Below are 25,287 nucleotides of genomic sequence, written 5' to 3'. Positions count from 1 at the left end.
TAATACCCTTTCTGTCAGCTTACATATGGATTTCCTTTTTGAGGAACAGCGATCATAAGAAAACCTCCAAAGCAACAAGGTTGTTGCATGATTCAGTTATTAACTGGAATTTCCTTACCAAAAAAGACAATTGATGTGATTTCCTTGTCATTGATCACATTTTCAAACGTTTTAACCATAAATAAGTGAGTGCCATTCTCCGTCAAATGCATTCCGCTAAATAGGCCTTTCGTTTCTGATGTACCGTCCTGGTACTTTATCGTGATTGGGTAGTTATCCAAGTATTGATCAGCACCAATTTCCTTTAATGAGCCAGCAGCTTCGTTAATTTCATTCATTGAACTGCCCTCAATCTTTAACGAAATCGAAATCGGCGAGACGGAGATCGTTTTAAGTACCGCCCCATAACCAAACATGGTAATGTTTTTGTTGACTTCATAAGGAGTAGAGTACTCCTTGAAGTCCAGCTTAAAATCTGTTTCCCAAACGTCTGGTATGACCGTGGTAAAAATGCCTGGAAACGGATCTGCCGCTTGTAAATCTTTGAGTTTTAAATGAACGTTTTGACCGGCTATGGAATTTTTCGTCATGATACTCATAACCAAACTAATTTTGTTGTCGCTCTGGTTGCCATCGTCTAGCACTTTAAATTCCACGCTCTGAAAGTTCTGATTTGTCGTTATGTCGTCCTCTAAAAAGCGGTACCGAGCTGCGTCTAATACCGTACCCTCCGGTGCAGAAAAATCCATTAAAATATAGGTCAGATTACTGTCGCCGATCACTTGCTTAATTTTAAGCGTCCCATTCTTGTTTTTTACCTGTTTATCAACCACATAAGCGCCATTTGACAAATATTCTGCCTGCTCATGATTTACCGGATTAAGAGATTTCATAAACGTTTCATCCAATCCCATATATGCCGCTGCAAAAGCGGTTGTGGCTAAACAAACCATCAACACGGCTGCCAATACTGCGGGTCTTAAACGTTTCGTAAGAGTATATCCCCTGTGCCTTTTATTTCCATCTTTGCTTTGCACTAGAATGTTATGAAACATCTTTTCTTTTTGTTCGATGTTGGGCTTAAGAGCTTCGAAAAGTCGATTGATATTTTTGTTACTCATGGAAATTCCCTCCTAAGTCAAATTTAAGGCGTCTACGACCTCTGGATAGTTGCGTTTGAATCGTGCTTTCTTTGTATCCCAACATCTCTGATATCTCTTTTACCGTGTACTCCTCGAAATAGTACAGATATAAAACGGTTTTGTATTTTTCGGGAAGTGAAAGCAGTCTTGCAAGCACCTTCCCCGATGGTTCATCGCCATTCCAAGAAGAAACCTCAGGTAAAATGTCTAATGCAACGCGACGGGTTTTCCACCAATATTTAAGAACATCTTTACAGTAATTTCTGGTAGTTACCGTCAACCACGCTTTTTCATGCTCGTGGTCATTGAAAACCTTTTGATATTTGAGCAGTTTTAGAAATACAGATTGAACAGCGTCTTCTGCATCAACGGGATTTTTCAAATAGATATAGCATAGCCTGTAAACTAGATCTACATGCCGTTGATATAGTTCAGCCAATTCTTTATCCGTACGTAATAAAGAATTGTTCTCCATTTTTTCGCCTCCTGCATATAACACGATTGGTGACTCGAAAAAATCTCATTTTTGTTTAATTTTTTTACAGTACGAAATTGTTGTTTTGTTCCAATACAAGTTTATTAATTCTATTTTACGGATAGAGAAGCAGAGGAAGCGTCAATTAGCCCCCTCCTTGTCTCGTCGCGTTTGCAAATCACAAAAAACGAGGAGGAGAAAGGCGAGGTAGATCTTTTCCTTGACAGGAACCTCCAATCGGGAAAGCTGAACTTCGCAATTGCCAAAGTCGCCTTCGTTCCGTTTGTGCAGAAAAAAAATCTTCCTCAAATCATTCTGAGGAAGATTATCCTAAGTTTTATAGGTCACCATAGGTGTGAAATATTTGACAATTACTTATCCAGGTAAGTGCAGCTACTGAACTATTTTCTCACTCCCATTTGCAGATTTAGTATTGCTACGTCAACCTTCAGTTCCTGCTTTACCACTATTCGTGACAAGGTTCTCGTAATAGCTTGCTTATGTAGTACTGTCTAGTACAATCTCGTGTCTAATATGTTTTACCATCACTTATGATAAGGCTCCCCCCTCCCAATCCGAAACCCCCTATAAACCTGCTCCACCAACACCAACCGCATCAACTGATGCGGAAACGTCATCTTCGAAAACGACAGCCTCACATCCGCCCGCTTCAACACTTCAGCCGACAGCCCCAGCGACCCGCCAATGACAAAAGCCACCTGGCTCTTCCCATGCAAAGCCAGCCGGCCCATCTCAGCGGCCAGCTTCTCCGACGACCACATCTCTCCATCGATGGCCAGCGCAATGACATACTGATCCGGCTTCAACTGAGCGAGGATCCGCTCCCCCTCTTTCCGCTTCACCTGCTCCATCTCCGTCTGACTCAACTCTTCCGGGGCCTTCTCATCGCTTACCTCAATAAACTGCAGCTTGCAATAGGCAGACAGCCGCTTGCTGTACTCCTGAATGCCATCCTTCAGATACTTTTCCTTCAACTTGCCGACAGCTACGATCGTAATTTGCACCTGCTACATTCCCTTCACGCGCAAAAGCACCGCTTGTCCCTTTGCTCCGCAGACCATACACGTATCCTCAATAGCAGGATCATCTATATCCTCGCGTCGAAATACATCAGGTGCCGCCTCATATTGGTTCACGTAGTCGTCAATTTCCCGCTCCAGGTGCTCCAGACAGCTCACCCGAACCGGGAAATCGGCGTAAATCTCAGTCTCTTCGCCTTTGATATGTATCGTTCGCACTTGTGCGTCATCATTCGCATCTTTCACGTTCCTGGTCATGTACATTCCGTCCCTTCCTTGCTGCTACGCTTCCCTTATTTTATCCAATCCCGTCCACAAAAAGAAGGTGCAGACTTTCACATTTTACGTTTTAACACCGCTATCCAGCGGGAAAAGGTAAATCAGTCCTGCCCGCTGCCCAACCATCCACAGTAGAAAGAGGGATTGCACCTTGGTTCAGTACAAAAGTTCAAAAGGATCCACATTTCTATATATGAAGCCGGACAAGAACGCCATGCTGGGACTGGGCTCGCTAGTCGTCGCCAGAAACAAAGCGGAGATTTTTCTGTTTCCCGGCGTTTTCCTCAGACTGCATGCCGCTTATATCGGCTATCGCCGCGGGGAAATCCCGCCGAACGACAAATTCAAAATTACCGAGGACGACATTCATCCCTCCACGATCTATGTTACCTTTTCCAACAGCAAAATCACTCTTCAACAAATCCCTAAAAATGGAAATCAGACAACCATTTCGTTGGAACTGATCGAGTTCTTTGAACTGCTGAAATTTGCCCTGGTGCTTGGTTACAAACAACACCTGGCAGGCTTTCCTGAGACACATGCCGAGCTTCAGCAAATTCAGATTGTATTTCACAAGAAGAAGATCTGGGACAAGTACCTGATTTTTTGGGTGGCGGTTTTCCTCTTATCCTCAGCCGCTTTTGTCGTCTTGCTGATACAGCAATCCGGCATCGTTTAGACCCCAACGACCGCATCCCCGCCATAATAAACAAAGCGAGGGGCGCCGCTCGTGCAGCACCCCTCTGTATGATGTTTTCCCTGCCTGATTTAGTTGGCAGGTGAATTGCCCAGTGTAAGATCGACTGTCTTCTCCAAACCGTTCCGGTAGAACGTTACTTTTATCGTGTCTCCCGGTTTTTTGTTGATGGTCAGGTACTTGCGAAGATCTGCCGTCGAGTTGATCTCTTTGTCGTCAAGCTTGACGATGACATCGTATTGTTTTAAACCTGCTTTTGCAGCTGGCGAGAAATCAGGGACTCCTCTGATGACGACACCCGCTTTTACATCTTGCGGCAGGTTCAGATCTTCCTTCCACGCAGAACGCGGCACATTCGTCAGATCAAGCGGATTTTGGATGCCGATATAGGCCCGCTTCAGCTTGCCGTCTTGCATCAATTGCGACACGATGTTCTTCACGTCGTTGATCGGAATGGCGAAGCCCAGCCCTTCAACACCTGTCTGGGAAATTTTCATGCTGTTGATCCCGATTACCTGTCCGTAGATGTTGCACAGAGCGCCGCCGCTGTTGCCGGGGTTGATCGCTGCATCTGTTTGCAGGACGTCCATATCCCAGTCGGGCTGTCCGTCGTTGTCCACGTCGATCGGCATCGAGCGGTTGAGGGAACTGATGATCCCCGCCGTCACTGTCTGGGAGAACCGCAAGCCGAGCGGGTTCCCGATCGCGATCGCCGGTTCACCCACTTTTAGCGTGTCGGAATTCCCCAGCTCCGCCACAGTGGTTACCTTCGAACCGTCAATTTCCAGGACGGCCAGATCGGTCAGGGCATCGGCCCCGATGATGGTCGCCTCGACGCGATCCCCTTTCGGCAGGGAAACCTCCACCTTTTGCGCCCCGTCAATGACGTGATAGTTGGTGATGATATGTGCTTTTCCGCCCTTTTTCTCAAAGATGACGCCGGAACCCTCGCCGCTTTCGACCGTGCCGCTTTGCCGCGTCCAGGGGTTGGTTACTTTTTGGATGTTAATCACCCCGACTACGGCATTTTCCACCTTTTGCACCGCCTGGACGATGCCGGTATTGACATCCAGCGATACGGGTTGTGACACCGATACTGGCGTCACCCCTACGTTGTTGCCCATCGCGAGAGCGGTATTCGGTTGATTTAGCGAAACATAACCTGATTTAGTAAGTGCTGGCATCATTAATAGAACGACAAGTCCGCCGATGACTGCAGATGTAACAGAGGTAACGATAAAGCGGCCAACGCCCTGGTCACGCCGTTTTTTGCGCTCCGGTTCGTAGAAATCGTCGTAATACCCCATTTCCATTCTCTCCTTTCTACTAGTAAGCTTAGCAGCCTTTCATAGAAGTTATACCATCCTTCACTCTCAGTATACGAATCCGTTACGGGAAAGTGGCGTGAGAAATATGGAAAGGTTGTGGAATCATACCTCTTCCAGCTTGGTGGGACGATGCGGATACGTCTCACGCAAGTGGGTGTCGTCGCCAACCTTCAACCCTTTTTCTTCGAGAATATTCTTTACGGTCAAGCGGGCCAGCTCTGCCATGTTGTTCTCCTTGCTCAGATGTGCCAGGTAGACCCGCTCCGCCTGTCCCTGCAGGATGTCGGTCAGCGCCTCTCCGGCGGTTTCGTTGGACAGGTGTCCAACATCGCTCAATATGCGCCGCTTGATGCTCCAGGGATAATGCGACATCCGCAGCATCTCGACATCGTGATTGGCCTCAAAGACGTACGCGTCTGCCCCGCGAATCGTCTGCTTGATCCGCTCGCTGACATAGCCCAGGTCCGTGGCTACACTCAGCTTTTTCTTTCCATGATAAAAACAGAAGCCCATCGGTTCGGCAGCGTCATGTGAGATGCCAAACGATTCGACAGCCAGATCTTCAAACTCTTTCATTTCCCCAATCTCAAAAAAACGGCGTTGATCCTCTGTAATCGTGCCGATTTGCCCATCCAGCTCTCCCCAGGTCTTCTGGTTGGTGTAGATCGGGATGTTGTACCTTCTGGCTAAAACACCTACGCCCTTTATGTGGTCGACATGTTCATGGGTCACCAAAATAGCCTTTAGCTCTGCCGGATTCACGCCGATCTCCTGCAGTGCCGCGTCTGCTTGTTTGCCTGTGATCCCCACGTCGATCAACAGTGAAGTCCGGTCTGTTCCGACATAGATGGCGTTTCCTGTACTGCCGCTTGCCAACACGCTAAATCTCAACCCTGTTCCCTTCTTCCTGCATCCTCGCTGTTTGTTGTATCTGACTGCGCTTCCAGCGGTCTTTCCACGGCCCCTGTGAAGGCATTTACATAATGGATCTTCCCATTGTGGACGATTCTCCATACGGGCGCCAAAACCTGCACGACTGCATCGTACTCGTGCCCATAGTACCCGAGCGTGACATCCTCCACCTGTTCGTTCGCTGTGATAATTTCCTTTTCGACCAGCGAGCGGAGCGCTGTATAGGCGGAGATCACCTGCCGGTTGTCTCCCTGATTGTGTACATGAAGATACGTCTGCTTGTATCCTGTCGCCATGCCTTTTTCTACTTTCACTTCCAATGGGGCAATGTAAATCGGCACTCCGTCATGCGACTGCCAAAACATAATCTGGCCCTTCTCGAGCAAATAGTGATCAAGCCGGTACTGTTCGGCGTGAACGACTTTTTGGCTCATTTGCCTTAAAAAATCGTCAGGGTTCTTGGACAGATTAAGCTGAATCGGTTGGGCCAGTTGGGCCGTGATCGGGTCCGCGTCCAAATACTCTACGTTTACGTAGTTCATTTCGGGCGTTTCCTGGGGGATGTCCACTTTCAGCGAGATTTGATGCTGCGCCAGAAAAGCGGTGCCCTCCACCCCGTTTTTGACTGTATCGGAGTCTACCCACTGCTCCGTCCGCGACACGTAGACCTGATACCCCAAAAAGAGATCGAGGAAGAGAAAAGCGCAGATCAGGATGCTTTTGGCTTTGCTCCAGTCCACTGGCCCTCCTCCTCTTCCGGGTTTTTCGCACGTGCGTCTTGCATCAAGGTCGTTCCATCCTGCATTTCCACTACCCAGACCGGGGTCAATTCCACATACTCCGGAAATACCTTGCTCTGATATCCCAAGTACACATTTTGAATCTGATCCGTATCCACCTTCTGTGCCCGCAGGCGCTCGTACAAGGTTGGCCCTGAGATGATCTCCGACTCCTTGTAGTCAACGTAGTTTTTCAGATCGATGAGCGAGCGTTTCATCGTGACGATTTGCCCTTCTTCCGTCGTGACCGAGATCGTTTCCCTGCCGTCATTGCTGACGAGCGGATACGACCCGACGTACCGTCGGAAAGAGATCACATCTCCCTCTCCCAATCGCTGTTCCAGCCGGTCAAAGTAATAGCTTCCCGTCCAGCCGAGGTGCTGATTGATGAACGAAATCCCTCCGAGCATTTTGTCTTCATCCGACAGCCCTTCTGTTTTTTGCGGCAGGGCGGGGTCGGTAAACGTCATCAAATACTGTTCTTTGCGAAGCTGCAGCGACCTGCTTCCATCGGTGTATATCACGGTATTGTCCCGCTCGACGATTTTGCGGATCAGCGTCGGGTCCAGGAAGAACGCGTCGATGATCGCCTTTTCATTAAGCAGCGAGTAGTGGAAACGGAACTGACGGATTTTCTGCTGCTCCTTCGGAACGTAGTATATCTGCCAAAACACCGTGTTCCTGGCCGGTTCCTCCGGCATGTACTTCAGGATTTGCTCCGGCATGAAACGGCCCATCGGCAGGTACGACTCCGTCAAATCCTTGGGGCTCACGACCGTGCGGGCACGAACCACCTGTTTGCCGTCTTTGGAAATAAACAAGGCGTAAACCATGTCCTCGCTCTCTTCGTAATACAGCCAGATCCGGTCGATGCCTTTCATCCGGTTGGACATTTCTCCGCGAAAGGCGAACATTTGCGAGATGATCGAGACCGGTATCCCGGAACGAAACTGAATCTCCAACCCCGGCTTCTCCTGGGTCAAACTTTCCCACTTCTGCTTGGTCAAGGGGTAGGTGAGAAAGTCATAGAAGTACCATTTGCTAAGCTGTGACTGGATCGAGGCGTAAGGGGCATCAGTCGGTCCGGCCTTGGTATGCCGGTTTTCTCCGTAGTGAAACACCACTGCGTTCGGCGTCACGAGATCCTCCATGTCCTTCGACTCGCCGATCAGCCCGGACTCCAGGTAGGTGGTAGGAGCGATAAATTCAAACTGCGGTTGTTTGTTCCACAGCTGGAACGTCAACAGGAAACTGACAGCTACCAGGATGCACAGGATTACCGTCTTGCCGGATTCGGTCATCTGTCTCATGCAGTCTCACCACCCTCAGCGAAGGGCACCCAGAAAGTGACTGTCGTTCCTTCATTCCATTCACTGGCGATTTCGATCTCTGCACCATGTGCTTGAACCAGTTCTCTTGCAATGGAGAGTCCCAGCCCTGTCCCTCCCTGTCTGCGGGAGCGGGCTTTGTCTACCCGATAAAACCGTTCAAAGATGCGGCGAATATCTCGCCGCGGAATGCCGATCCCCGTATCCGTGATCGAAATGATGACCCTGCGCAGCCGTTGGTCGGGGCTGACATGCAGCGTCACCGCCCCCCCTTCAGGGGTGAATTTGATCGCGTTGGACAACAGATTGTCCAGCACTTGATTCATCGCATCCGGATCGGCATAGACCTGCGGCAGCTCTCCCTGAATCTCATTCACAAAGCGGATGCCTTGCTGTTCGCTTTGCAGGGAAAAGCGGTCGGCTGCGTATTTGACTAACTGCGTAAAGTTAATCGCCCTGGGGTGAAGGATCACTCCCTGCGAGTCAAATCTCGACAGCTGCAGCAGGTCATTGACCAGCCTGATCATCCTCTCCGTCTCGGTCATCGTCACCCCTAAAAAGCGATTGGACAGTTCCGGCTCGTCCTTCGCACCGTCCAAGAGCGCTTCGACGTAGCTTTTGATCGTCGTCAGCGGCGTCCGCAGCTCATGCGAAACATTGGCGACGAATTCACGCCGCTGCTGCTCCAGACGGGCTTGTTCGGTGACGTCCTGTAGAACGGCAAACATGCCGCCTTTTTTTCCGCTGTCCTGCTGAAGTGACGTAAAGGTCACCCGCAGCGTCAAGATTTCTTGCGGGGCCAGCTGCATCTCCAGGATCAGCGGCCCCGAATCGAAAGAAAGCGGCATCTCTTCTTCTGAAGGCAGCCGCAGCACATCGTGCAGCGTCATCCTTTTCGCCAGCACTTCCGTCTCTTTCACTTGAAGCATCTCTTCTGCCGAAGGATTCATCAGGATAATCCGTCCGTCCCGATCCGTCGCGATAACGCCGTCGCTCATGTTGGAGAGGATCTGAGACAGCTTTTCCCTCTCCTCTTCCTGCTGCTGGATCGCTTCCCGCAATCGGGCCGTCATGTAATTAAAGGCCATGCCAAGATGGCCGATCTCGTCGTCGCCGTAAATCCGAACATTTCGGTTAAAATTCCCGTCTGCCACAGCCTTCGCCTGCAGTGTCATCTCCTTGACCGGTTTCGTGATCGTGCGGGCCAGCACCACGCCGAGTCCGACCGTCAAGAGCAGGGCGATCCCCGTTCCCGTAGCGAGAATGCTGGTAATGTTTCGGATAGTCGTGTACATCTTTTCCATCGAAGCGACCATGTAAACCGCGCCGTAAACCACGTTTCCCCGCTTTACCGGCACAGCCAGCACCTTTACCCGGTTGCCTGTCCGCGGGTCAATCCGGATGGCTTCATTTCTCGTGCCCATCAAGGCGATGGCGATCTCCTTCTGTGCCGTACGCTGTCCGATGATCCCCTTATCGTCCTCAGTGGTCGACACCACGGTACCGGTTTGGTCTACCACTTGAACTCTAGCGTCATTCACCGCTACGAGATTGTACACGAGGTTGTCGATGTCTCTCGTATCCACGTCAGGGGCAGAATCCTTCTTATTGTTGGCAGGTGAACTCAGATACCGCTCCGAATTGGCGGCCAACAACGTCGCCTGGGCATTCAGGTTTTCCTCGAAGGAATTGGTGTAGTAACTCTCTACTTCCCGTGCGAAATAAGCCCCGATAAACTGCATCGCGATCAAAATCAACAACATGTAAATAACGACAATTTTCCATTGGACCGTTTTAAACAGACGAAGGCGCCACATCTACATGTGGCCCCCCAGGCCGGGATTGCGCAGGGCGTACCCCAGACCGCGCCGGGTAATGATGTATTTGGGCTGGCTTGGGTCGTCCTCAATCTTCTCCCGCAGCCGTCTAATCGTCACGTCAACCGTACGAACATCGCCGAAGTAGTCAAAACCCCATACTTCCTGCAGTAAATGTTCCCGGGTGAGGACCTGCCCCTGGTGACGCCCCAGGTATACGAGCAGCTCGAATTCCCGATGAGTCAAGTCAAGTACTTCTCCTAACTTTGTCACCGTATAGGAATACAAGTCAATGTCCAAGTCATGGATACGTAAAAAGTGCCCATCCTGCTCTTCCGCCTTTGGCCTCAGCCTGCGAAGATGAGCTTTTACCCGGGCTACCAGCTCACGCGCACTAAACGGCTTGGTGACGTAGTCGTCCGCTCCCAGCTCCAATCCCAAAACCTTGTCCAGTTCCGAGTCTCGCGCCGTCAGCATGATGATCGGCATGTCAAAGGATTGCCGCACAGTACGGCATACTTCCATGCCGTCTCTTCCGGGCAGCATCACGTCTAACAGGATCAGATCAGGTTTCTCCACTTGAACCGCCTGAATCGCTTCCTCCCCGTCATATGCGCATACCACCTGGTAACCTTCTTTTTCCAAGGTGAATTTCAGTATGTCGGCAATCGGTCTTTCATCATCTACGACCAGGAGTTTGGCCATTTGCGCTCACCCCACTTACTATATGGATTCCACTTATAGAATATGTTTTCCTGCCTTTTACTCTTTGATAAGGCAAGCTTCCTCTGAAGAAGCCTAAAGAAAAAGCCGCCCCCTAACCCGGGAACGACCTTCTATGTTTATTCTACTACTATTATTTTAAGTATGACAATGGATTCATCAATTTACCATCTTTGTGAACTTCAAAGTGGAGATGGACACCTGTAGAGTCGCCTGTCGAACCCATGACCCCGATTTTCTTGCCTTTGCTGACGACATCTCCGACTTTTACGCTGATCGACTTCATGTGGCCATAACGTGTCGTCATTCCGTTTCCGTGGTCAATGACTACCGAATTACCGTAATCGCCATCCCAGCCAGCCAGGGTGACACGACCGTTGTCTGCCGCAAGAACAGAGCCGGAACCCGCTATATCAATCCCTTTGTGCATCCGGCCCCAGCGCATGCCAAAACCGCTGCTGATGTATCCCTTAGCCGGCCAGCTCAAACGGCCTGTCCCACGGGAAGGAATCACTTTTGTACCTCTCTCGACGATTTTGGTCACAGGCTTCTCCAGAACCTTCTCGTCTATTACCTCTTTGGAGACTTCCTGTCCATTCTCCATCACGATCTGATAGCGGACAAGTTTTTTGCCTTCCTTCCCCTGCTGGATGATTTTCGTTTCACCCTTGGGAAGCTGATCATTGTTTTTCGTTTCAGTCGAGTAGTCGATTGTTTCAGTCTGTTCTTTTTCCTCCGTTACCTGGACGGTGACCAGCGATCTCGTCGCCGTCACGTTCAGCTTCTGCCCTAATTGCAAAAGCGTATCTTCCGTCACTCCCGGATTGTTTGCATAGATGTCTTTGGAGGTGATTCCGTATTGCTTGGCGATGCATGTGATGCAATCGCCTTCTTTGACCGTATGTACTTCCTGCTTTAATGTTCCTTTGCTGAGCAGATCGGTAAGCTTGTCCACTGTCAGAACTTGTGCTACCGGAACAGAACCCTCGTCAGTGGCGACGTTTTCCTTAAACTTGACCTGTTTCTTCGGGCTGTCCGCTGCCATTTTGACTGAGGCGGCGGAGACTGTGTAATTTTTATCTTCAACCGCATCGCCTGCATATTTCTTCTTGATGCGGTTGAGCGCTTCGTTTGCTTCCGCTTGATTGGCCGCGTATCCGATGACCGTACCGTCTACGCTAATTTTTACCGCGTCTACCCTGATCTGTGCTTCTTTGGCCAAAGCGGCTAATGTTGCTTCGTTATCGTATTTCCCTTTGTAAACCATCTCTTGCGTAAAGCTTATGTAATCCGACAATTTCAGGGGAGCGCCGTTTTTCTTTGATTGTTCCTTTTTTAGCTGCTCCTCAGCCCACTTTTGGACGATTTCGGTATCATTGACGATCCCCACTTCCTTGCCGTTAACGACGACGTGGTAGATCGGTATAATATGAGATTCGTAATAGTATGTGGCGGAAACTCCGACAGCCAGGCAGGCAACTGCCGCTGAACTGCTCCAGATAACCGCTTTTTTATGTTTTGATATGTATGTGCTGACCCGTTCTCCGATTTTCTTTGTTTTATCGCCTGTGTAAATTGGTTTCAAACGTTGTTTCAACCAGGCTTTCCACTCGGCTAGCCCCATCATCAACCCTCCTGAACAAAAAATCACACGTTAACAGAATGTTTCTAAAATAGCTAATTAACATTCTGTTCTTTCATCTATATTTGGTTATAATTGGCAAATATATCGAAAAATCAACTATTACGACTTTACCACAAGTAAGATGCCGTCATCAAGTGTAAAATAGCGTCGAATAATCTCAATCTTTGAGTGGCACAATAGAAAAAATCCCATTCCACATTATGGAGGTCAACCGTGAAAGAGCGTAATATTCTCGCTGGATTCAGGAATGAAGATGCTGCTCATGCAGCGGCCAAACAGCTTCATGCAGCCGGCTTCGACACGGTGCAGGTAGACGTCATTGGAACCTATCCGGGAGATGGGGTTGAGAAGGTAATGAACCCGATAAGCGGGGACATTCCCAGCCTTGGCTCCTTGACTTTAGGTGCTGACTTTCCAACTGGCCGGGACGCAAGCATACTGGCTGCAGCAGATCCGGCGGCGAGCGGAATGTCTGACGGAGGCCAGGAAACAGTCGGGAGAAGCGTATTGTTGACTGCCGTCGTTCCGGAAGACCGCGCTGACGAGGCGAAAGCCATCATCACTGCTGCGGACGGCGAAGTGTAAAAAAAGCTTTAGAAGGGAGATAGAAGCCACCCCCCCGTTGTACGCGGATGGGTGGCTTTTGTTTATCTATCATTAGCGTTTGACCTCTATCATCGAGGTGACATCTTTCAGGGATAGGCGGCGGAATGAAAACTCTTCCGTATCAGCCCGCTTAAAGGTAGTAATAAAGCAAACATACCCTTTGCTCACGTGAGACATCGTGCCTTTGATCACGCTGCCGTTAAACATCTTTACCTCTACCTTTTTTCCAACCAGTTTCAACGCCTTTTGGTCAAATCCCATCTCAAACACCTCGTTTTCGTTTGGTATGGGATACCATATGCCCAGACGTTCCCCAGTGGTGTCTGTCTCTTTTTAAAAAAAGTTAGGAGTAAACGCCGCGAACCACGACCGTCTGTTCCCTGTCAGGACCAACGGAGAAGATGGACAACGGCACTCCGGTCAGCTGCGTAATCCGCTCAACGTAGTGGCGGGCATTCTCAGGCAAGTCGTTGATGTTACGAATTCCGGTAATGTCTTCCGTCCAGCCCGGCAATTCTTCGTACACCGGTTCACAGTTGGCCAGGACATTTAGGTTGGCCGGAAATTCTTCAATTACTTTGCCATTGTATTTATATGCCGTACAAATGCGAAGCGTATCGATTCCCGTCAGCGTATCCAGCTTGGTCACAGCCAACCCGGTAATCCCGCTGACACGGCGGGCATGGCGAACCACTACGCTGTCAAACCAGCCAACGCGGCGCGGACGGCCTGTCGTCGTGCCGTATTCAAAGCCTACCTCGCGAATGTGATCGCCGGTTGCATCATGCAATTCAGTCGGGAACGGACCATCGCCGACACGGGTCGTGTATGCTTTGGCTACGCCGATTACCTGATGGATCTTGGTCGGCCCTACGCCGGAGCCGATGGTTACACCGCCGGCGATTGGATTGGAGGACGTGACGTACGGGTACGTCCCTTGGTCGATGTCCAGCATGACGCCTTGTGCTCCCTCAAACAACACGCGATTTCCCTGGTCGATTGCATCGTTAAGCACCACGGAAGTGTCTGCCACGTACGGACGAATGATTTCCGCATAGCCCAGGTATTCCTCAAGTACTTCCTGAAGATCGAACCCGGACGTTTCGTACAGTTTTTCGAACAAACGGTTCTTTTCCGCCAGGTTGCGGGACAGCTTCCGTTCAAATTCATCCCGATCGAGCAAATCCGCCACGCGGATGCCGATCCGAGCCGCTTTATCCATGTAAGCAGGACCAATCCCTTTGCGGGTGGTGCCGATCTTGTTTGCCCCTTTGCTCTCTTCCTCCACACTGTCTAATTTGATGTGGTAAGGCATGATCAAATGGGCGCGGTTGCTGATTTTTAATTGTTTCGTGGAGAACCCAAATCCGTGAAGATATTCCAGTTCTGTCACCAGTGCTTTCGGATCGATGACCATCCCGTTCCCGATGACACAAACCTTGTCTTTATAGAAGATCCCTGATGGAATCAAGTGAAGCTTGTATTTATTCCCATTAAAAATGATGGTATGACCCGCATTGTTTCCTCCCTGGTAACGGGCTACCACCTCTGCTGTCTCTGCCAGATAATCTGTAATCTTTCCTTTTCCTTCATCGCCCCATTGGCTTCCTACAACAACTACTGAAGACATCGCGAAGCACCTCCTGATCTTGTCAGAAACACTACTTAGTGTACTAAAACGGGACCCTCCGTGTCAATGCAAAAGCCGAACAATACTCAAAACTATAAATCTATATGTTCGGTTTCAGTGTAGATACAAAAAAGAAATGCCGAACGATTCGGCATTTGCTGTCAGTTTTATCCAGCCATGTCTCGATGGCGTGTATCCAGGCTGACGAATTTGTTGTACTCCTTTAAAAAGGCCAGCTCGACTGTGCCTGTCGGACCGTTCCGCTGCTTGGCGATGATGATCTCAATGACGTTTTTATTTTCGGTCTCCCGGTCGTAGTAATCGTCACGATACAGGAAAGCGACGATATCGGCATCCTGCTCGATTGACCCGGATTCACGAATGTCCGACATCATCGGCCGCTTGTCCTGCCGCTGCTCTACCGAACGGCTTAACTGGGACAAGGCGATCACCGGAACGTTCAACTCACGGGCAATGCCTTTTAGCGTACGGGAGATTTCCGAAACCTCCTGCTGCCGGTTTTCTCCTCTTCCCCGGCCGTGAATCAGCTGCAGGTAATCGATCAGGATCATTCCGAGTCCCCGTTCGGCCTGCAGACGCCGGCACTTGGCCCGGATATCCTGTACGGTAACTCCCGGTGTATCGTCGATGTAGATAGGCGCCTTGGCCAATGTGCCAATCGCCATGGTCAGTTTTTGCCAATCATCTTCCTCGAGCCACCCCGTCCGCATTTTGGAGGCGTCTAGGTTGCCTTCGGCGCAAATCATCCGCTGAACCAATTGAGAGGCAGCCATCTCCAATGAAAAGATCGCGACGGTTTCCCCCGCCCTGGCCGCTACGTTTTGGGCGACGTTTAACGCAAACGCCGTTTTCCCTACAGATGGACGGGCAGCCAGGATAATCAGATCAGAGCGCTGAAATCCCGAGGTCATTTTGTCGAGATCGGGATAGCCCGACGGAATCCCTGTCACTTCACCGCGGCGCTGGCTGAGCAACTCAATTCGCTCGTAAGTCTCCATCAGCACGTCCCGAATGGAAGTAAAACCGCCGCTGTTGCGGTTCTGTCCAAGCTCCAAAATATACCGCTCCGCATCGGCTATGATCTCCCCGACTTCATCCTCGCGGGAATAGCCGTCGTTGGCAATCTTGGTCGCGGTGCGGATCAAGCGGCGCAGCAGGGCTTTTTCTTCCACGATCCGCGCGTAGTACTCGATATTGGCTGCTGTCGGCACCGATCGGGCCAGGTCGGTCAGATACGATACCCCGCCGATCTCCTCCAACAGCTTATGATCCTGCAGTTCAGCCGTAACAGTGACCAGATCGACAGGCTCCCCTTTTTCGTAAAGGTCCAGCATCGTTTTAAAAACGCGCTGGTGAGCTGTCTTGTAAAAGTCTTCCGGACGAAGGATCTCTACTGCCGTGATGAGAGCTTCCCTTGCTAGAAAAACGGCACCTAGTACAGATTGTTCAGCTTCCAAGTTTTGCGGCGGCACTCGATCTAAAAACAGGTCGCTCACTTCACACCCCTCGCTCACTCGTGTTCGATTGATTATTCTTCCGTTACGTGTACCTTGAACACTGCTGTCACATCGTGATACAGCTTGGCTTTCACCTGGGTAACCCCGAGGGTCCGGATCGCATCCATCTCCAATTTGCGTTTATCCAGCTTAATGCCGGCCTGTTCTTCCAGGGCTTGAACGACCTGCTTGCTGGAGATCGCTCCAAACAGACGTCCGCCTTCCCCTGCTTTACCGGAAATTTTGACCGTCAGTTCGTTCAGTTTGACAGCCAGCTCTTCCGCTTCCTGTTTTTCCTGTTCCTTGCGTTTTTCCTCGCTGCGCTTCTGCGCCTCAAGCGTCTTTATATTTCCATCGGTCGCTTCTTTGGCCAAGCCTCTGGGCAGCAAGAAGTTCCTTACATAGCCTTCAGACAAGTCCTTTACTTCACCTTTTTTTCCTTGTCCCTTTACATCCTTCAAAAAGATTACCTTCACGGCAAATCTCCCCCTTTACGACAAACTGTCAATAACTCCTTTGATGCGCTCAACCGCCTCTTCAACCGTGATGTCGTTTAGTTGGGCAGCCGCCCCAGTAAGGTGGCCGCCGCCGCCCAACTGTTCCATGATTGTCTGAACGTTGATGTCTCCCAAGGAGCGGGCACTGATCATGGTAGCTCCATCGGCACGGGTCCCCACTACAAAAGAAGCCTGGATCCCGGACAATGTCAACAGCAGCTCGGCTGCTTGCGCCATCTCCACCTGTGTGTATTCTTCATGCGGATTGCCGACGGCAATGGCGATATGACTGCGGTAAATCTCCGTATTCATAACCACCCGGGCCCGTCTGACAAACTGATTGAGGTCCTCTTTCAAGAACCGCTGGACGGAAGCCGTATCCGCGCCGTTGCGGCGCAAGAACGACGCTGCTTCAAAGGTGCGCGAACCGGTGCGGAAGGCAAAGCTTTTCGTATCGACGACAATCCCTGCCAACAGCGCCGTCGCAATCAAGTTTTCGATGTTGATTCGTTCGCTCTGATACTGCAGCAGTTCGGACACCAACTCACTGGTGGATGAGGCGTACGGCTCCAGATACGTTAGAACGGGATCATGAATGAAATCTTCTGCCCGGCGGTGGTGGTCGATTACAACCACCCGGTTGGTCTCCTCCAAGAGCTGCGGCTCGATCACAAGCGGTGGACGGTGTGTATCAACCACGACGAGCAGTGTCCGTCCAGTGATGAGCTGCAGAGCCTGCTCCGGAGAGATGAATGCTTCTGAAAGCTGCTCGTTGTTGTTGATCTCACGCATCAGCCGTTCAATGCCGGTGGTTACTTCATCCAGGACGATATAAGCATTTTTTTGATGCACCTGGACCGCCTTCCATACGCCAAGCGACGCCCCGATCGAGTCCATATCCGCATTTTTATGTCCCATGACGATGACAAAATCTGCTTCGTGGATTAAATCCCGCAAGGCGTGGGCGATGACCCTGGCGCGTACCCGGGTGCGTTTTTCCACTGCGTTTGACTTGCCGCCGTAAAAGGTGAGCTTACTGCCGACCCTGACCGCAGCCTGATCTCCGCCGCGCCCCAGTGCGATATCCAGACTGGATTGAGCAATTTGTCCCAGTTCCACCAGGGACGCATCCCCGCCGCCTACGCCGATGCTCAGCGTAACGGGAATTTTATTGTCCGCCGTCATGTCCCGGACGACATCCAGGATGTCAAAACGGCTTTCCTCAAGCCGATCCAGCGTTTCACGATGCATCACGGCGATAAATTTGTCGGAGGTGTACCGGCGCAGGAAAATCTTGTGCTTTTGCGCCCATTCGCTGATGACACCGTAGACGCTGGTCGAAAGCAATGTACGGCTCTGTTCGTCCATCACCTGGCCAACCTCGTCAAGATTGTCCAAATGGATAACCGCCACCACGGCCTTTTCGCGGCTGTAGCGCATGGACAGCTCCTTGAACTCGTTGATGTCCTTAAAATAAAGCAGGCGGTCGCCCGGACGAATCAAAACCTCGTAGTGCCGATCATTTATGATAAGTTCTGCCCGCTTCTGATCGGGCTTTATTTCAAAACCAGGAAAAACTTCAGAAAGATTTTTGCCGATGAGCGATTCTTCTCCTAAAATCTCCTGCATGTACGGGTTGGTCCACTCGATCACCTTATCATCACTGTACAGCAGAATGCCCATTGGCATCTCCTGAATGACGCCTTCACCAGCCTTTTTTACCCGATGGGCAATCGTGGCCAAATACACGCGCAAATCCCGCTGAAAACCCTTCTCCATTTGCAGCGAGAACAAAACAAGCCCGACAATGCATAAAATGCCTAGCGCTCCGTACATCCAGTGGTACCACGTCAATATGGCTAACAGCAATAAGCTGAAGCTGAGGGCCAACACCATGTGCAGCCCGTACCAACGCTTTAGAAGGAACTTGGGCATTTCCTCAGCTCCTCTTCACATTCTTGTTCCCAGTCTTTTGCGCAATCCGATTCCTAGATCAAAAATCCCTAATAAGCTTAGTATATTAGTTATAGGAGGAAAAATAAATAGAGAGACGATCAGCACGGGTGTAAGTAATTTCCATTTCTTTGCGTGAATGACGTACAGACAAAGGCCAAGTCCCTGAATGATAAAGGCGATGTCCAAGATGTAGCGGACATTGAGGATCGCGCTTCCCCAATAACCCTGCATAAGAGAAGATTGAAAGACGAGAATGAGCAGCAGGGAGATAAAGTAATAAATCAGAAAAGACCGGGGAAAGCTCCACTCCCGAAGCGGTTTTAGCACAGGGATAGGGTGACCCGTCCGTTTTGCAACTATACTTGCCAACCAGTGATTCACCCCGCTGAAAAACAGGCTGAACACGACGAGAAAAGACGGCAGCAAGACAAATGACAAGCTGATCTGCTGTTCGATCAGCTCTTCACTGACCCCCAACCTTTGCGAAAGGTTTAGCGTTCCTTTGGTCACCGTTTGGGCCAACCGGTCATACTCCGCGCCGATGTCGATCCCCATAAAAAAGGTAGCGATCGCAAGCGAGACCAAGATCAAGCCAAACAATACCCCGGCGCCGCCGAATACCGCAGGCAGAGCAGAGCTGCGCCCTTTGTACATCATCCCCATGACAGTGCCGACCAGGGCAAGACCTACACCAAGAAGCATCCCAAAAATACCCGCTATCAGCAGCCCCAGAATAGCGTAAACGACGATGACCACCAACATGTCTCTTCCGCTTCGCTTTACGGCCAGCAAAATGAACGATACGGGAATGGCCATTAACACCAGTTCGCCGAAAAAAGTATATGTACCTAAAAACAGCAGGACCGTTGAAATCCCCAATAGCAAAGCACTTTCAGCCACTTGTTTGGTCCGATTGGGCATATGGTGCGACTCCCCTTTGCATATGGAAAAAAAGAGGGTCACTAAATGTGTCCCCCTTTTTATCTCTCATTCCTATTATTCAGCCGTGTAAGGCAGCAGTGCTACTTGGCGAGCACGTTTGATCGCTATTGTCAGCATCCGCTGATACTTGGCAGAAGTACCTGTTACACGACGCGGCAAGATTTTGCCACGCTCACTGATGAATTTCCTCAAAAGATCGGTATCCTTGTAATCAATCTTTTTGATTTTATTCACAGTAAAGTAACATACTTTACGACGTTTGTTAGGACGTCCTTTGCGTGCCATGAAATTCCCTCCTTTTCAGGAATGTGAAAGTTTCTTAGAACGGTAAGTCATCATCCGAAATGTTAATGGGCTTACCTGCATCAGCGAAGGGGTCGTTAAACGTGTCGAAACCATTACCTTTCGCGGCCGGCTTGGATCCGCTGAAGCCAGGATCGTAGCCGCTTCCTTCGCCGCCCGATTTTGCGCCCAGGAACTGGACGTTCTCTGCCACTACTTCCGTCACGTATACCTTTTTGCCTTCTTTATTATCGTACGATCTCGTTTGGAGCCGGCCCTCGACGGCAGCTTGTCTGCCTTTTCGCAGATAGTTCGCACACAGATCGGCCAATTGGCGCCAAGCGACGACGTTGATAAAATCCGCTTCCCGCTCGCCGCTCTGGTTAGAGTACGGACGATTGATCGCCAGCGTAAAGGTAGTGACTGCCACACCATTAGGCGTGTAGCGCAGTTCCGGATCTCTGGTAAGGTTGCCGATAAGAATGACACGGTTAAGCATACAATACCCCTCTCCCGCAACGACAATTATTGTTCTTCTTTGACGAAGAGGAAACGAATAACGTCGTCGTTAATTTTCATTAAACGCTCTGCTTCCGCAACAGCGTCCGGATTCGCATTGAAGTTCATCAAAACGTAGAAACCTTCACGAAACTTTTGAATTTCATACGCAAGACGACGTTTGCCCATTTCTTGAAGTTTGGTGATTTCGCCACCAAAGCTAGTCACGACATCGCTGTAACGAGCTACATTCGCTTTCACTTGTTCTTCTTCAAGGTCTGGACGCAATACATACATAACTTCGTATTGACGCATACCTTTTTCACCTCCTTTTGGACTAAACGGCCCTGTAAGGGCAAGGAGCGAGTGCTATTGAACCGCATCTGCATGCACCCAATGAAATACTCGCATTTTGTTATTATAACAAACCACTATACGCCAAGCAAGGCCAGCACCTAAACATTAAACCGGAAATGCATGACATCTCCATCCTGGACGACGTACTCTTTGCCTTCCAGGCGATACTTTCCTTTTTCACGGGCAGCATTGACTGAGCCCGCCTCGACCAGGTCGTCGTAGGCCACGACTTCCGCCCGGATAAAGCCCCGCTCAAAATCGGTGTGGATCACCCCGGCTGCCTGCGGCGCCTTCATTCCGCGGCGGATTGTCCAGGCGCGAACTTCTTGTACCCCTGCGGTAAAGTACGTAATCAATCCAAGCAGACCGTAGGCGGCGCGGATCAACCGATCCAAACCGGATTCCTTAAGCCCTAGTTCTTCCAGGAACATCTGCTTGTCTTCGCCTTCCAGCTCGGCAATCTCCGCTTCCACCTTGGCGCTGATGACGACCACCTCAGCCCCTTCTGCCGCTGCGTGCTGCCGTACCGCTTGCACGTGCGGGTTGTCGTCTGCAGTCAAAATGCCGTCTTCGGCAACGTTGCACACGTAAAGCATTGGTTTGATCGTCAAGAGGTGCAGATCCCTGACCAGCTTCCGCTCGTCCTCATCCAGATCTACGCCGCGTGCTGCTTGGCCTTCCTCAAAAGCGGCCTTTAGCTTTTCCAGGACGTCCAGTTCCTGCTTCGCTTCCTTGTCGCCGGCTTTTACCTTGCGGGCGATCCGTTCGATCCGGCGATCAACCGAATCGAGATCGGCAAAGACGAGCTCCAGGTTGATCGTCTCGATGTCGCTCAGCGGATCAACCTTGCCGGCGACGTGTGTGATATTCTCATCTTCAAAGCAGCGGACCACTTGTGCGATGGCATCCACTTCGCGGATATGGGACAAAAACTGATTGCCGAGCCCCTCGCCTTTGCTCGCCCCCTTCACCAAACCGGCTATATCGACAAACTCAAAAGCTGTCGGAACGACCTTGTTCGGGACCACAATCTCCGTCAATTTGGTCAACCGCGGGTCGGGAACCTCTACTATGCCGACGTTGGGATCTATCGTACAAAATGGATAGTTTGCCGATTCAGCCCCAGCTTGGGTGATAGCATTAAACAGGGTGGACTTGCCGACATTGGGCAGCCCGACGATTCCTACACTGGAACCCATATGATTTCTCACTCCTCATTCTCTCGCTATTTTGGATGATACCGATTGTTAGAGATGATTGCAAGAAAAATACCGGGATGAAAAAGATGGCTCCTTCGCCTTTTCACGGCAGAAGAAGCCACCTCGCCAACACTGTTTTTCTGTAAAAAACACCTTGATGCTTTTCGTCATGAACGGTCTTGAAACATCCCGCCGAACCGTCCCGCCGACTCACATAGCCGATAGTACTCATTCAGCAAGTGATCCAGCTTTTTGCTTGTCTCCAATATCTCCGGTGATGTCAAACCTTTTTCTCTGGCCAAGGAGTTTAAAGCATACCGCAATTCTTCAATTTTCAGCAATTGTTTTGCTTGTTGAAACTCCACCTTGATCCCTTCCCGCACCATTTTTTCCGAGAAAAGCCACGTGTATCACCGGAAGCTGCAAAAAACCTTAGGTCATGTTGCGCGCGCCCAGATGGAGAGGGAAACCACATTACCCGGATTGATGTATCGGTGTGGTGAAGTGCTGGGAAAACCGACGCTGTCACCTTCGTACAGATGGTATTCCCGATCAGACAGTAACACCCGCAGCTCCCCTTGCAGCACAAATCCGCACTCTTCGCCAGAATGGCTGACCAATTCTGAAACGACGCTCTCACCTGGCTCGATTTCTACCAACACAAATTCTATCTTCCCTTGTTGGATGGGGGTTAAAACGTGATATTTCACATTTGTGTTGCGAAGTTGGATCACTTTTCTCTGCTCTTTGCGAATGACCGGGTCGTGTTCATCAGACAAACGGAAAAAATGGTTGATCGGCACGTCCAGAGCTGCACAGATTTTCCAAAAGGTGCCGATCGTCGGATCGACGAGACTTCGCTCGATTTGCGACAACAAGCTGGCGCTCAGACCGGTCTTGTCGGCCAGATTTTGCAGGGTTAGCTGCCTTTGTTTTCGAATTTCTCTTAGTTCGCTGCCGTTAAACATGTGTATTGACCTTCCTTCCGAGATCGAGGCTGGGCAATGAAGAGATCAGCGTCTGCGTGTAGGCGTGGGTCGGATGATGGAAGATCTTCCCGGTCGATCCCTGTTCGACGATGTTCCCTTTTAACATGACGGCCATGCGGTCACACATGTAGCGAATGACTGACATATTGTGAGAAATAAACAAATAGGTCAGGTTTCGCTCCCGCTTTAATTCTTTTAACAGGTTGAGAACTTGTGCCTGCACGGAAACATCTAGTGCCGATGTTGGTTCATCGAGAACGACAAACTGCGGATCAGTAATCAGGGAGCGGGCTATCGCAATACGCTGGCGCTGCCCGCCGCTGAATTCGTGTGGATACCGCGACAGATGCTCCTCTTTTAATCCAACTCTTTTGATCAACGCAAGAAGCCGGTCAGGGCTGCCTTTTTCTCTTCGCTCCACGCCGGGCAGCGCCTGCAGCGGTTCTGTGATAATCTGCTTGACCGTCATCCGCGGATCAAGCGACGACTGGGGATCCTGAAAGACGATTTGCGTTTCACCGGGGTTTTGACGCTGGTAGCGTCCCTTGACCCACAGGGGTTTCCCCTGATACCGAATCTCTCCGCCGCTCGGCGCCTCCAGGCCCATAATCATCTTGCCCAACGTGCTTTTGCCGGAACCGGATTCGCCGATCAGCCCGAATGTCTCCCCTTGGAAGATGGAAAAGCTGACTTGGTCCGCAGCCTGATACTGCTGCTTCCCGGTACCATAGACTTTGCTCACGACATCCAGTTCAATCAATGGTTTCATCCTATTTATCACCTTACCCAGCAAGCTGCTTTATGGGAATTTGCCTGTCCCTCGCCCACCGGCTCCAATACGGGAGGTTCCTGCCGGCAGAGCGGTATGGCCGACGAACAGCGGGATGCGAATACACAGCCCTGGGGACGAGCGCGAAGGTTGGGAACCTCACCGGGAATTGCCTGCAGCGGTTCGGCGGGATCGGCCAGATCGGGAAGTGCGCCGATTAAAGCCCGTGTATAAGGATGGGACGGGCTATTGAGTACGTGGGCCGTTTCTCCTGTCTCTACTACTTCCCCGGCGTACATGACAACAATTCGCCGGCAAAGCTGGGCGACCACTCCCAGGTCGTGGGTGATCATCATGATGGATGTGCCGCGCTTTTCCGACAGTTCCCTCATCAATTTCAAGATTTCATGCTGAATCGTCACGTCAAGGGCAGTCGTCGGTTCGTCGGCGATCAGCAAATCGGGAGGCGCGGCCATCGCCAGAGCGATCACGACCCGCTGGCGCATCCCCCCGCTCAGTTCAAACGGATACTTCTTCGCGACCAGCTCAGGGTTCCGAATATGCACTTCATCCAGGCTGGCGATGGCCAATTGATACGCCGCTTTTTTGGAAAGACGGCGATGGCGGCTGATTACCTCGGCCAGTTGATCTCCTACCCTCATCGTCGGGTGCAAAGCAGTCATCGGCTCTTGAAAAACCATGCCGATCTGCTTACCGCGCAGGGCCTGCCGCCGTTTTTTATCAAATGTGAGGATATTTTCGCCTCTGTACAAAATCTGTCCACTGGCCACTTTCGCATTTTTGTCAAGCAATCCCAGAATCGTCAGGGCTGTCACCGACTTACCGGAGCCGGATTCTCCGACAACGCCGACGATTTCCCCCTTGTCAATCGAAAAGGAGATGTGATTGAGCGCTGTTATCTTGTCTTGCATCGAAGAAAATTCTACTGTCACGTCACGTATCTCAAGCAGCATAGCGGTTTTCCTCCTGTTATCGGTTGGCTTTCGGGTCGAGGATATCCCGGATGCCGTCGCCGATGAGGTTGAATCCGCACGACGCCAGGAACAGGGCAAAGCCGGGAAAAGTCGGATACCACCAGTAGTCAATCAAATACTTCCACCCGATGCTGATCATCGCTCCCCACTCCGGTGTCGGCGGCTGGGCGCCCAAGCCGAGAAAGCCCAATGTCGCGACTAGTAATACGGCATCGCCGATATCCAATGTGACCTGGATGACAACCGGTGAGATCGCATTGGGGATGATGTGCCGGGCAATGATTCGCCACGGCCGGATGCCGAAGGTAAGCGCCGCCTTGACGTACAGCTTCTCGCGCAATGCCAGCGTCTCCGCCCGGGCCAGCCGGACATAGACCGGAATCTTTACGATCGCGATGGCAATCATCGCATTTTGCAAATTGGGACCTAATGTGGCAGCCAGCGCCATCGCCAGCACCAGCGAAGGAAATGCGAGAATGATATCCATCAACCGCATGATCACTTGATCGATTTTTCCGCCGAAATACCCGGAAACCGCTCCGACGACACTGCCGATCAAGCCTGCCGACAAGACGACGGCAACCCCGACGCCGAGGGAAAGCCGAGCACCGTAGATAATGCGGGCAAAAATGTCCCTTCCGACTTCATCGGTTCCAAACCAGTGCTTGGCCGTTGGCGGTGAGAAGCGCTCTGTGATGTTGATCTTCGTCGGGTCGTAACTGGTAATCAACGGAGCCAACACAGATACTAATAGGAAAAAAAGCAGGATGCAGAGACCAAAAATGGTCAGTGGATTTTTCCGAAACTTATACCATAGGGGGTTGACGGTTCGCTTGGTCATGATATCCGTTTGCGTTTGCGCTTGTGTTTGTATCGACATGTGCT

At 50.8% G+C, this 25,287-nt stretch carries 28 protein-coding genes; 2 read left to right on the top strand and 26 right to left on the bottom strand.

The window, feature by feature from the left end; genetic code table 11:
* Positions 1-92 precede the first annotated feature (92 nt).
* From ACI7RC_RS15665 to ACI7RC_RS15650, 4 genes are all read right to left on the bottom strand, one after another.
* Positions 93-1,121, bottom strand: a complete 1,029-nt coding sequence (locus tag ACI7RC_RS15665) for a hypothetical protein (protein ID WP_408109167.1) — start codon at positions 1,119-1,121, stop codon at positions 93-95.
* Positions 1,114-1,617: an RNA polymerase sigma factor gene (locus tag ACI7RC_RS15660; RefSeq protein WP_408109166.1), complete on the bottom strand. Its 504-nt coding sequence runs from the start codon at positions 1,615-1,617 to the stop codon at positions 1,114-1,116. Before ACI7RC_RS15660 ends, ACI7RC_RS15665 begins: the two co-directional genes overlap by 8 nt.
* A gap of 545 nt (positions 1,618-2,162) precedes the next feature.
* Complete coding sequence (gene rlmH, locus ACI7RC_RS15655) at positions 2,163-2,642, bottom strand: 23S rRNA (pseudouridine(1915)-N(3))-methyltransferase RlmH (RefSeq protein ID WP_408109165.1); 480 nt, start codon at positions 2,640-2,642, stop codon at positions 2,163-2,165.
* 3 nt (positions 2,643-2,645) lie between these two features.
* Entirely contained in the window at positions 2,646-2,921 is a 276-nt protein-coding gene (locus tag ACI7RC_RS15650) for a CxxH/CxxC protein (protein ID WP_408109164.1), read from the bottom strand.
* Between the two features lie 166 nt (positions 2,922-3,087).
* Between ACI7RC_RS15650 and ACI7RC_RS15645 the strand changes: the two genes are divergently transcribed.
* Positions 3,088-3,615 carry a hypothetical protein gene (locus ACI7RC_RS15645; protein ID WP_408109163.1) on the top strand — a complete coding sequence of 176 codons (528 nt, stop codon included), beginning with the start codon at positions 3,088-3,090 and terminating at the stop codon, positions 3,613-3,615.
* Positions 3,616-3,704: 89 nt separating this feature from the next.
* Here the strand turns inward: ACI7RC_RS15645 and ACI7RC_RS15640 are convergent, their stop codons facing one another.
* From ACI7RC_RS15640 to ACI7RC_RS15610, 7 genes are all read right to left on the bottom strand, one after another.
* Positions 3,705-4,940, bottom strand: coding sequence for a S1C family serine protease (locus ACI7RC_RS15640; RefSeq protein ID WP_408109162.1), 1,236 nt, complete (start codon positions 4,938-4,940; stop codon positions 3,705-3,707).
* 123 nt (positions 4,941-5,063) lie between these two features.
* The gene (locus tag ACI7RC_RS15635; RefSeq protein ID WP_408109161.1) at positions 5,064-5,852 is read right to left on the bottom strand and encodes an MBL fold metallo-hydrolase; all 789 of its coding nucleotides are present in this window, start codon (positions 5,850-5,852) and stop codon (positions 5,064-5,066) included.
* A complete protein-coding gene (locus tag ACI7RC_RS15630; RefSeq protein WP_408109160.1) occupies positions 5,849-6,613 on the bottom strand; it encodes a two-component system regulatory protein YycI in 765 nt (254 codons plus the stop codon). Before ACI7RC_RS15630 ends, ACI7RC_RS15635 begins: the two co-directional genes overlap by 4 nt.
* Entirely contained in the window at positions 6,583-7,962 is a 1,380-nt protein-coding gene (locus ACI7RC_RS15625) for a YycH family regulatory protein (RefSeq protein WP_408109159.1), read from the bottom strand. The genes ACI7RC_RS15630 and ACI7RC_RS15625 overlap by 31 nt, the downstream gene beginning before the upstream one ends.
* Complete coding sequence (gene walK / locus ACI7RC_RS15620; RefSeq protein ID WP_408109158.1) at positions 7,959-9,797, bottom strand: cell wall metabolism sensor histidine kinase WalK; 1,839 nt, start codon at positions 9,795-9,797, stop codon at positions 7,959-7,961. The genes ACI7RC_RS15625 and walK overlap by 4 nt, the downstream gene beginning before the upstream one ends.
* Complete coding sequence (gene yycF / locus ACI7RC_RS15615; RefSeq protein WP_408109157.1) at positions 9,798-10,502, bottom strand: response regulator YycF; 705 nt, start codon at positions 10,500-10,502, stop codon at positions 9,798-9,800.
* Positions 10,503-10,653: 151 nt separating this feature from the next.
* Positions 10,654-12,144 (bottom strand): LysM peptidoglycan-binding domain-containing M23 family metallopeptidase, encoded by a 1,491-nt coding sequence (locus ACI7RC_RS15610; protein WP_408109156.1) that lies wholly within the window; start codon positions 12,142-12,144, stop codon positions 10,654-10,656.
* Positions 12,145-12,378: 234 nt separating this feature from the next.
* Here ACI7RC_RS15610 and ACI7RC_RS15605 point away from each other — a divergent pair, with 234 nt between their 5' ends.
* On the top strand, positions 12,379-12,750 hold the full coding sequence (locus ACI7RC_RS15605; protein WP_408109155.1) for a hypothetical protein: 372 nt from the start codon (positions 12,379-12,381) through the stop codon (positions 12,748-12,750).
* 72 nt (positions 12,751-12,822) lie between these two features.
* Here the strand turns inward: ACI7RC_RS15605 and ACI7RC_RS15600 are convergent, their stop codons facing one another.
* From ACI7RC_RS15600 to ACI7RC_RS15530, 15 genes are all read right to left on the bottom strand, one after another.
* Positions 12,823-13,032: a hypothetical protein gene (locus ACI7RC_RS15600; protein ID WP_408109154.1), complete on the bottom strand. Its 210-nt coding sequence runs from the start codon at positions 13,030-13,032 to the stop codon at positions 12,823-12,825.
* 82 nt (positions 13,033-13,114) lie between these two features.
* The gene (locus ACI7RC_RS15595) at positions 13,115-14,401 is read right to left on the bottom strand and encodes an adenylosuccinate synthase (protein WP_408109153.1); all 1,287 of its coding nucleotides are present in this window, start codon (positions 14,399-14,401) and stop codon (positions 13,115-13,117) included.
* A 167-nt stretch (positions 14,402-14,568) separates the two neighbouring features.
* Positions 14,569-15,918 (bottom strand): replicative DNA helicase, encoded by a 1,350-nt coding sequence (gene dnaB / locus ACI7RC_RS15590; RefSeq protein ID WP_408109152.1) that lies wholly within the window; start codon positions 15,916-15,918, stop codon positions 14,569-14,571.
* Between the two features lie 32 nt (positions 15,919-15,950).
* A complete protein-coding gene (gene rplI, locus ACI7RC_RS15585; protein ID WP_408109151.1) occupies positions 15,951-16,394 on the bottom strand; it encodes a 50S ribosomal protein L9 in 444 nt (147 codons plus the stop codon).
* A gap of 15 nt (positions 16,395-16,409) precedes the next feature.
* On the bottom strand, positions 16,410-18,350 hold the full coding sequence (locus ACI7RC_RS15580; protein WP_408109150.1) for a DHH family phosphoesterase: 1,941 nt from the start codon (positions 18,348-18,350) through the stop codon (positions 16,410-16,412).
* Between the two features lie 15 nt (positions 18,351-18,365).
* Positions 18,366-19,292 (bottom strand): YybS family protein, encoded by a 927-nt coding sequence (locus ACI7RC_RS15575; protein ID WP_408109149.1) that lies wholly within the window; start codon positions 19,290-19,292, stop codon positions 18,366-18,368.
* 75 nt (positions 19,293-19,367) lie between these two features.
* Positions 19,368-19,598, bottom strand: coding sequence for a 30S ribosomal protein S18 (rpsR, locus tag ACI7RC_RS15570; protein WP_408109148.1), 231 nt, complete (start codon positions 19,596-19,598; stop codon positions 19,368-19,370).
* Positions 19,599-19,632: 34 nt separating this feature from the next.
* Positions 19,633-20,094 (bottom strand): single-stranded DNA-binding protein, encoded by a 462-nt coding sequence (locus tag ACI7RC_RS15565; protein ID WP_408109147.1) that lies wholly within the window; start codon positions 20,092-20,094, stop codon positions 19,633-19,635.
* Between the two features lie 26 nt (positions 20,095-20,120).
* Complete coding sequence (gene rpsF / locus ACI7RC_RS15560; RefSeq protein WP_408109146.1) at positions 20,121-20,408, bottom strand: 30S ribosomal protein S6; 288 nt, start codon at positions 20,406-20,408, stop codon at positions 20,121-20,123.
* A gap of 140 nt (positions 20,409-20,548) precedes the next feature.
* On the bottom strand, positions 20,549-21,649 hold the full coding sequence (gene ychF, locus ACI7RC_RS15555) for a redox-regulated ATPase YchF (RefSeq protein WP_408109145.1): 1,101 nt from the start codon (positions 21,647-21,649) through the stop codon (positions 20,549-20,551).
* 167 nt (positions 21,650-21,816) lie between these two features.
* Positions 21,817-22,014 carry a Spo0E family sporulation regulatory protein-aspartic acid phosphatase gene (locus tag ACI7RC_RS15550; protein WP_408109144.1) on the bottom strand — a complete coding sequence of 66 codons (198 nt, stop codon included), beginning with the start codon at positions 22,012-22,014 and terminating at the stop codon, positions 21,817-21,819.
* A gap of 72 nt (positions 22,015-22,086) precedes the next feature.
* The gene (locus ACI7RC_RS15545) at positions 22,087-22,617 is read right to left on the bottom strand and encodes a cupin domain-containing protein (RefSeq protein WP_408109143.1); all 531 of its coding nucleotides are present in this window, start codon (positions 22,615-22,617) and stop codon (positions 22,087-22,089) included.
* Complete coding sequence (locus tag ACI7RC_RS15540; protein ID WP_408109142.1) at positions 22,610-23,407, bottom strand: ATP-binding cassette domain-containing protein; 798 nt, start codon at positions 23,405-23,407, stop codon at positions 22,610-22,612. Before ACI7RC_RS15540 ends, ACI7RC_RS15545 begins: the two co-directional genes overlap by 8 nt.
* An 8-nt stretch (positions 23,408-23,415) precedes the next feature.
* The gene (locus ACI7RC_RS15535) at positions 23,416-24,381 is read right to left on the bottom strand and encodes an ABC transporter ATP-binding protein (protein WP_408109141.1); all 966 of its coding nucleotides are present in this window, start codon (positions 24,379-24,381) and stop codon (positions 23,416-23,418) included.
* Positions 24,382-24,397: 16 nt separating this feature from the next.
* Entirely contained in the window at positions 24,398-25,282 is an 885-nt protein-coding gene (locus ACI7RC_RS15530) for an ABC transporter permease subunit (RefSeq protein WP_408109140.1), read from the bottom strand.
* Positions 25,283-25,287 lie beyond the last annotated feature (5 nt).

The organism is Brevibacillus sp. B_LB10_24, from assembly GCF_046036945.1.
GTDB lineage: Bacteria > Bacillota > Bacilli > Brevibacillales > Brevibacillaceae > Brevibacillus_C.
The sequence above is the reverse complement of the archived record's forward strand: the minus strand, read 5'-3'. Positions and strand labels throughout refer to the sequence as shown.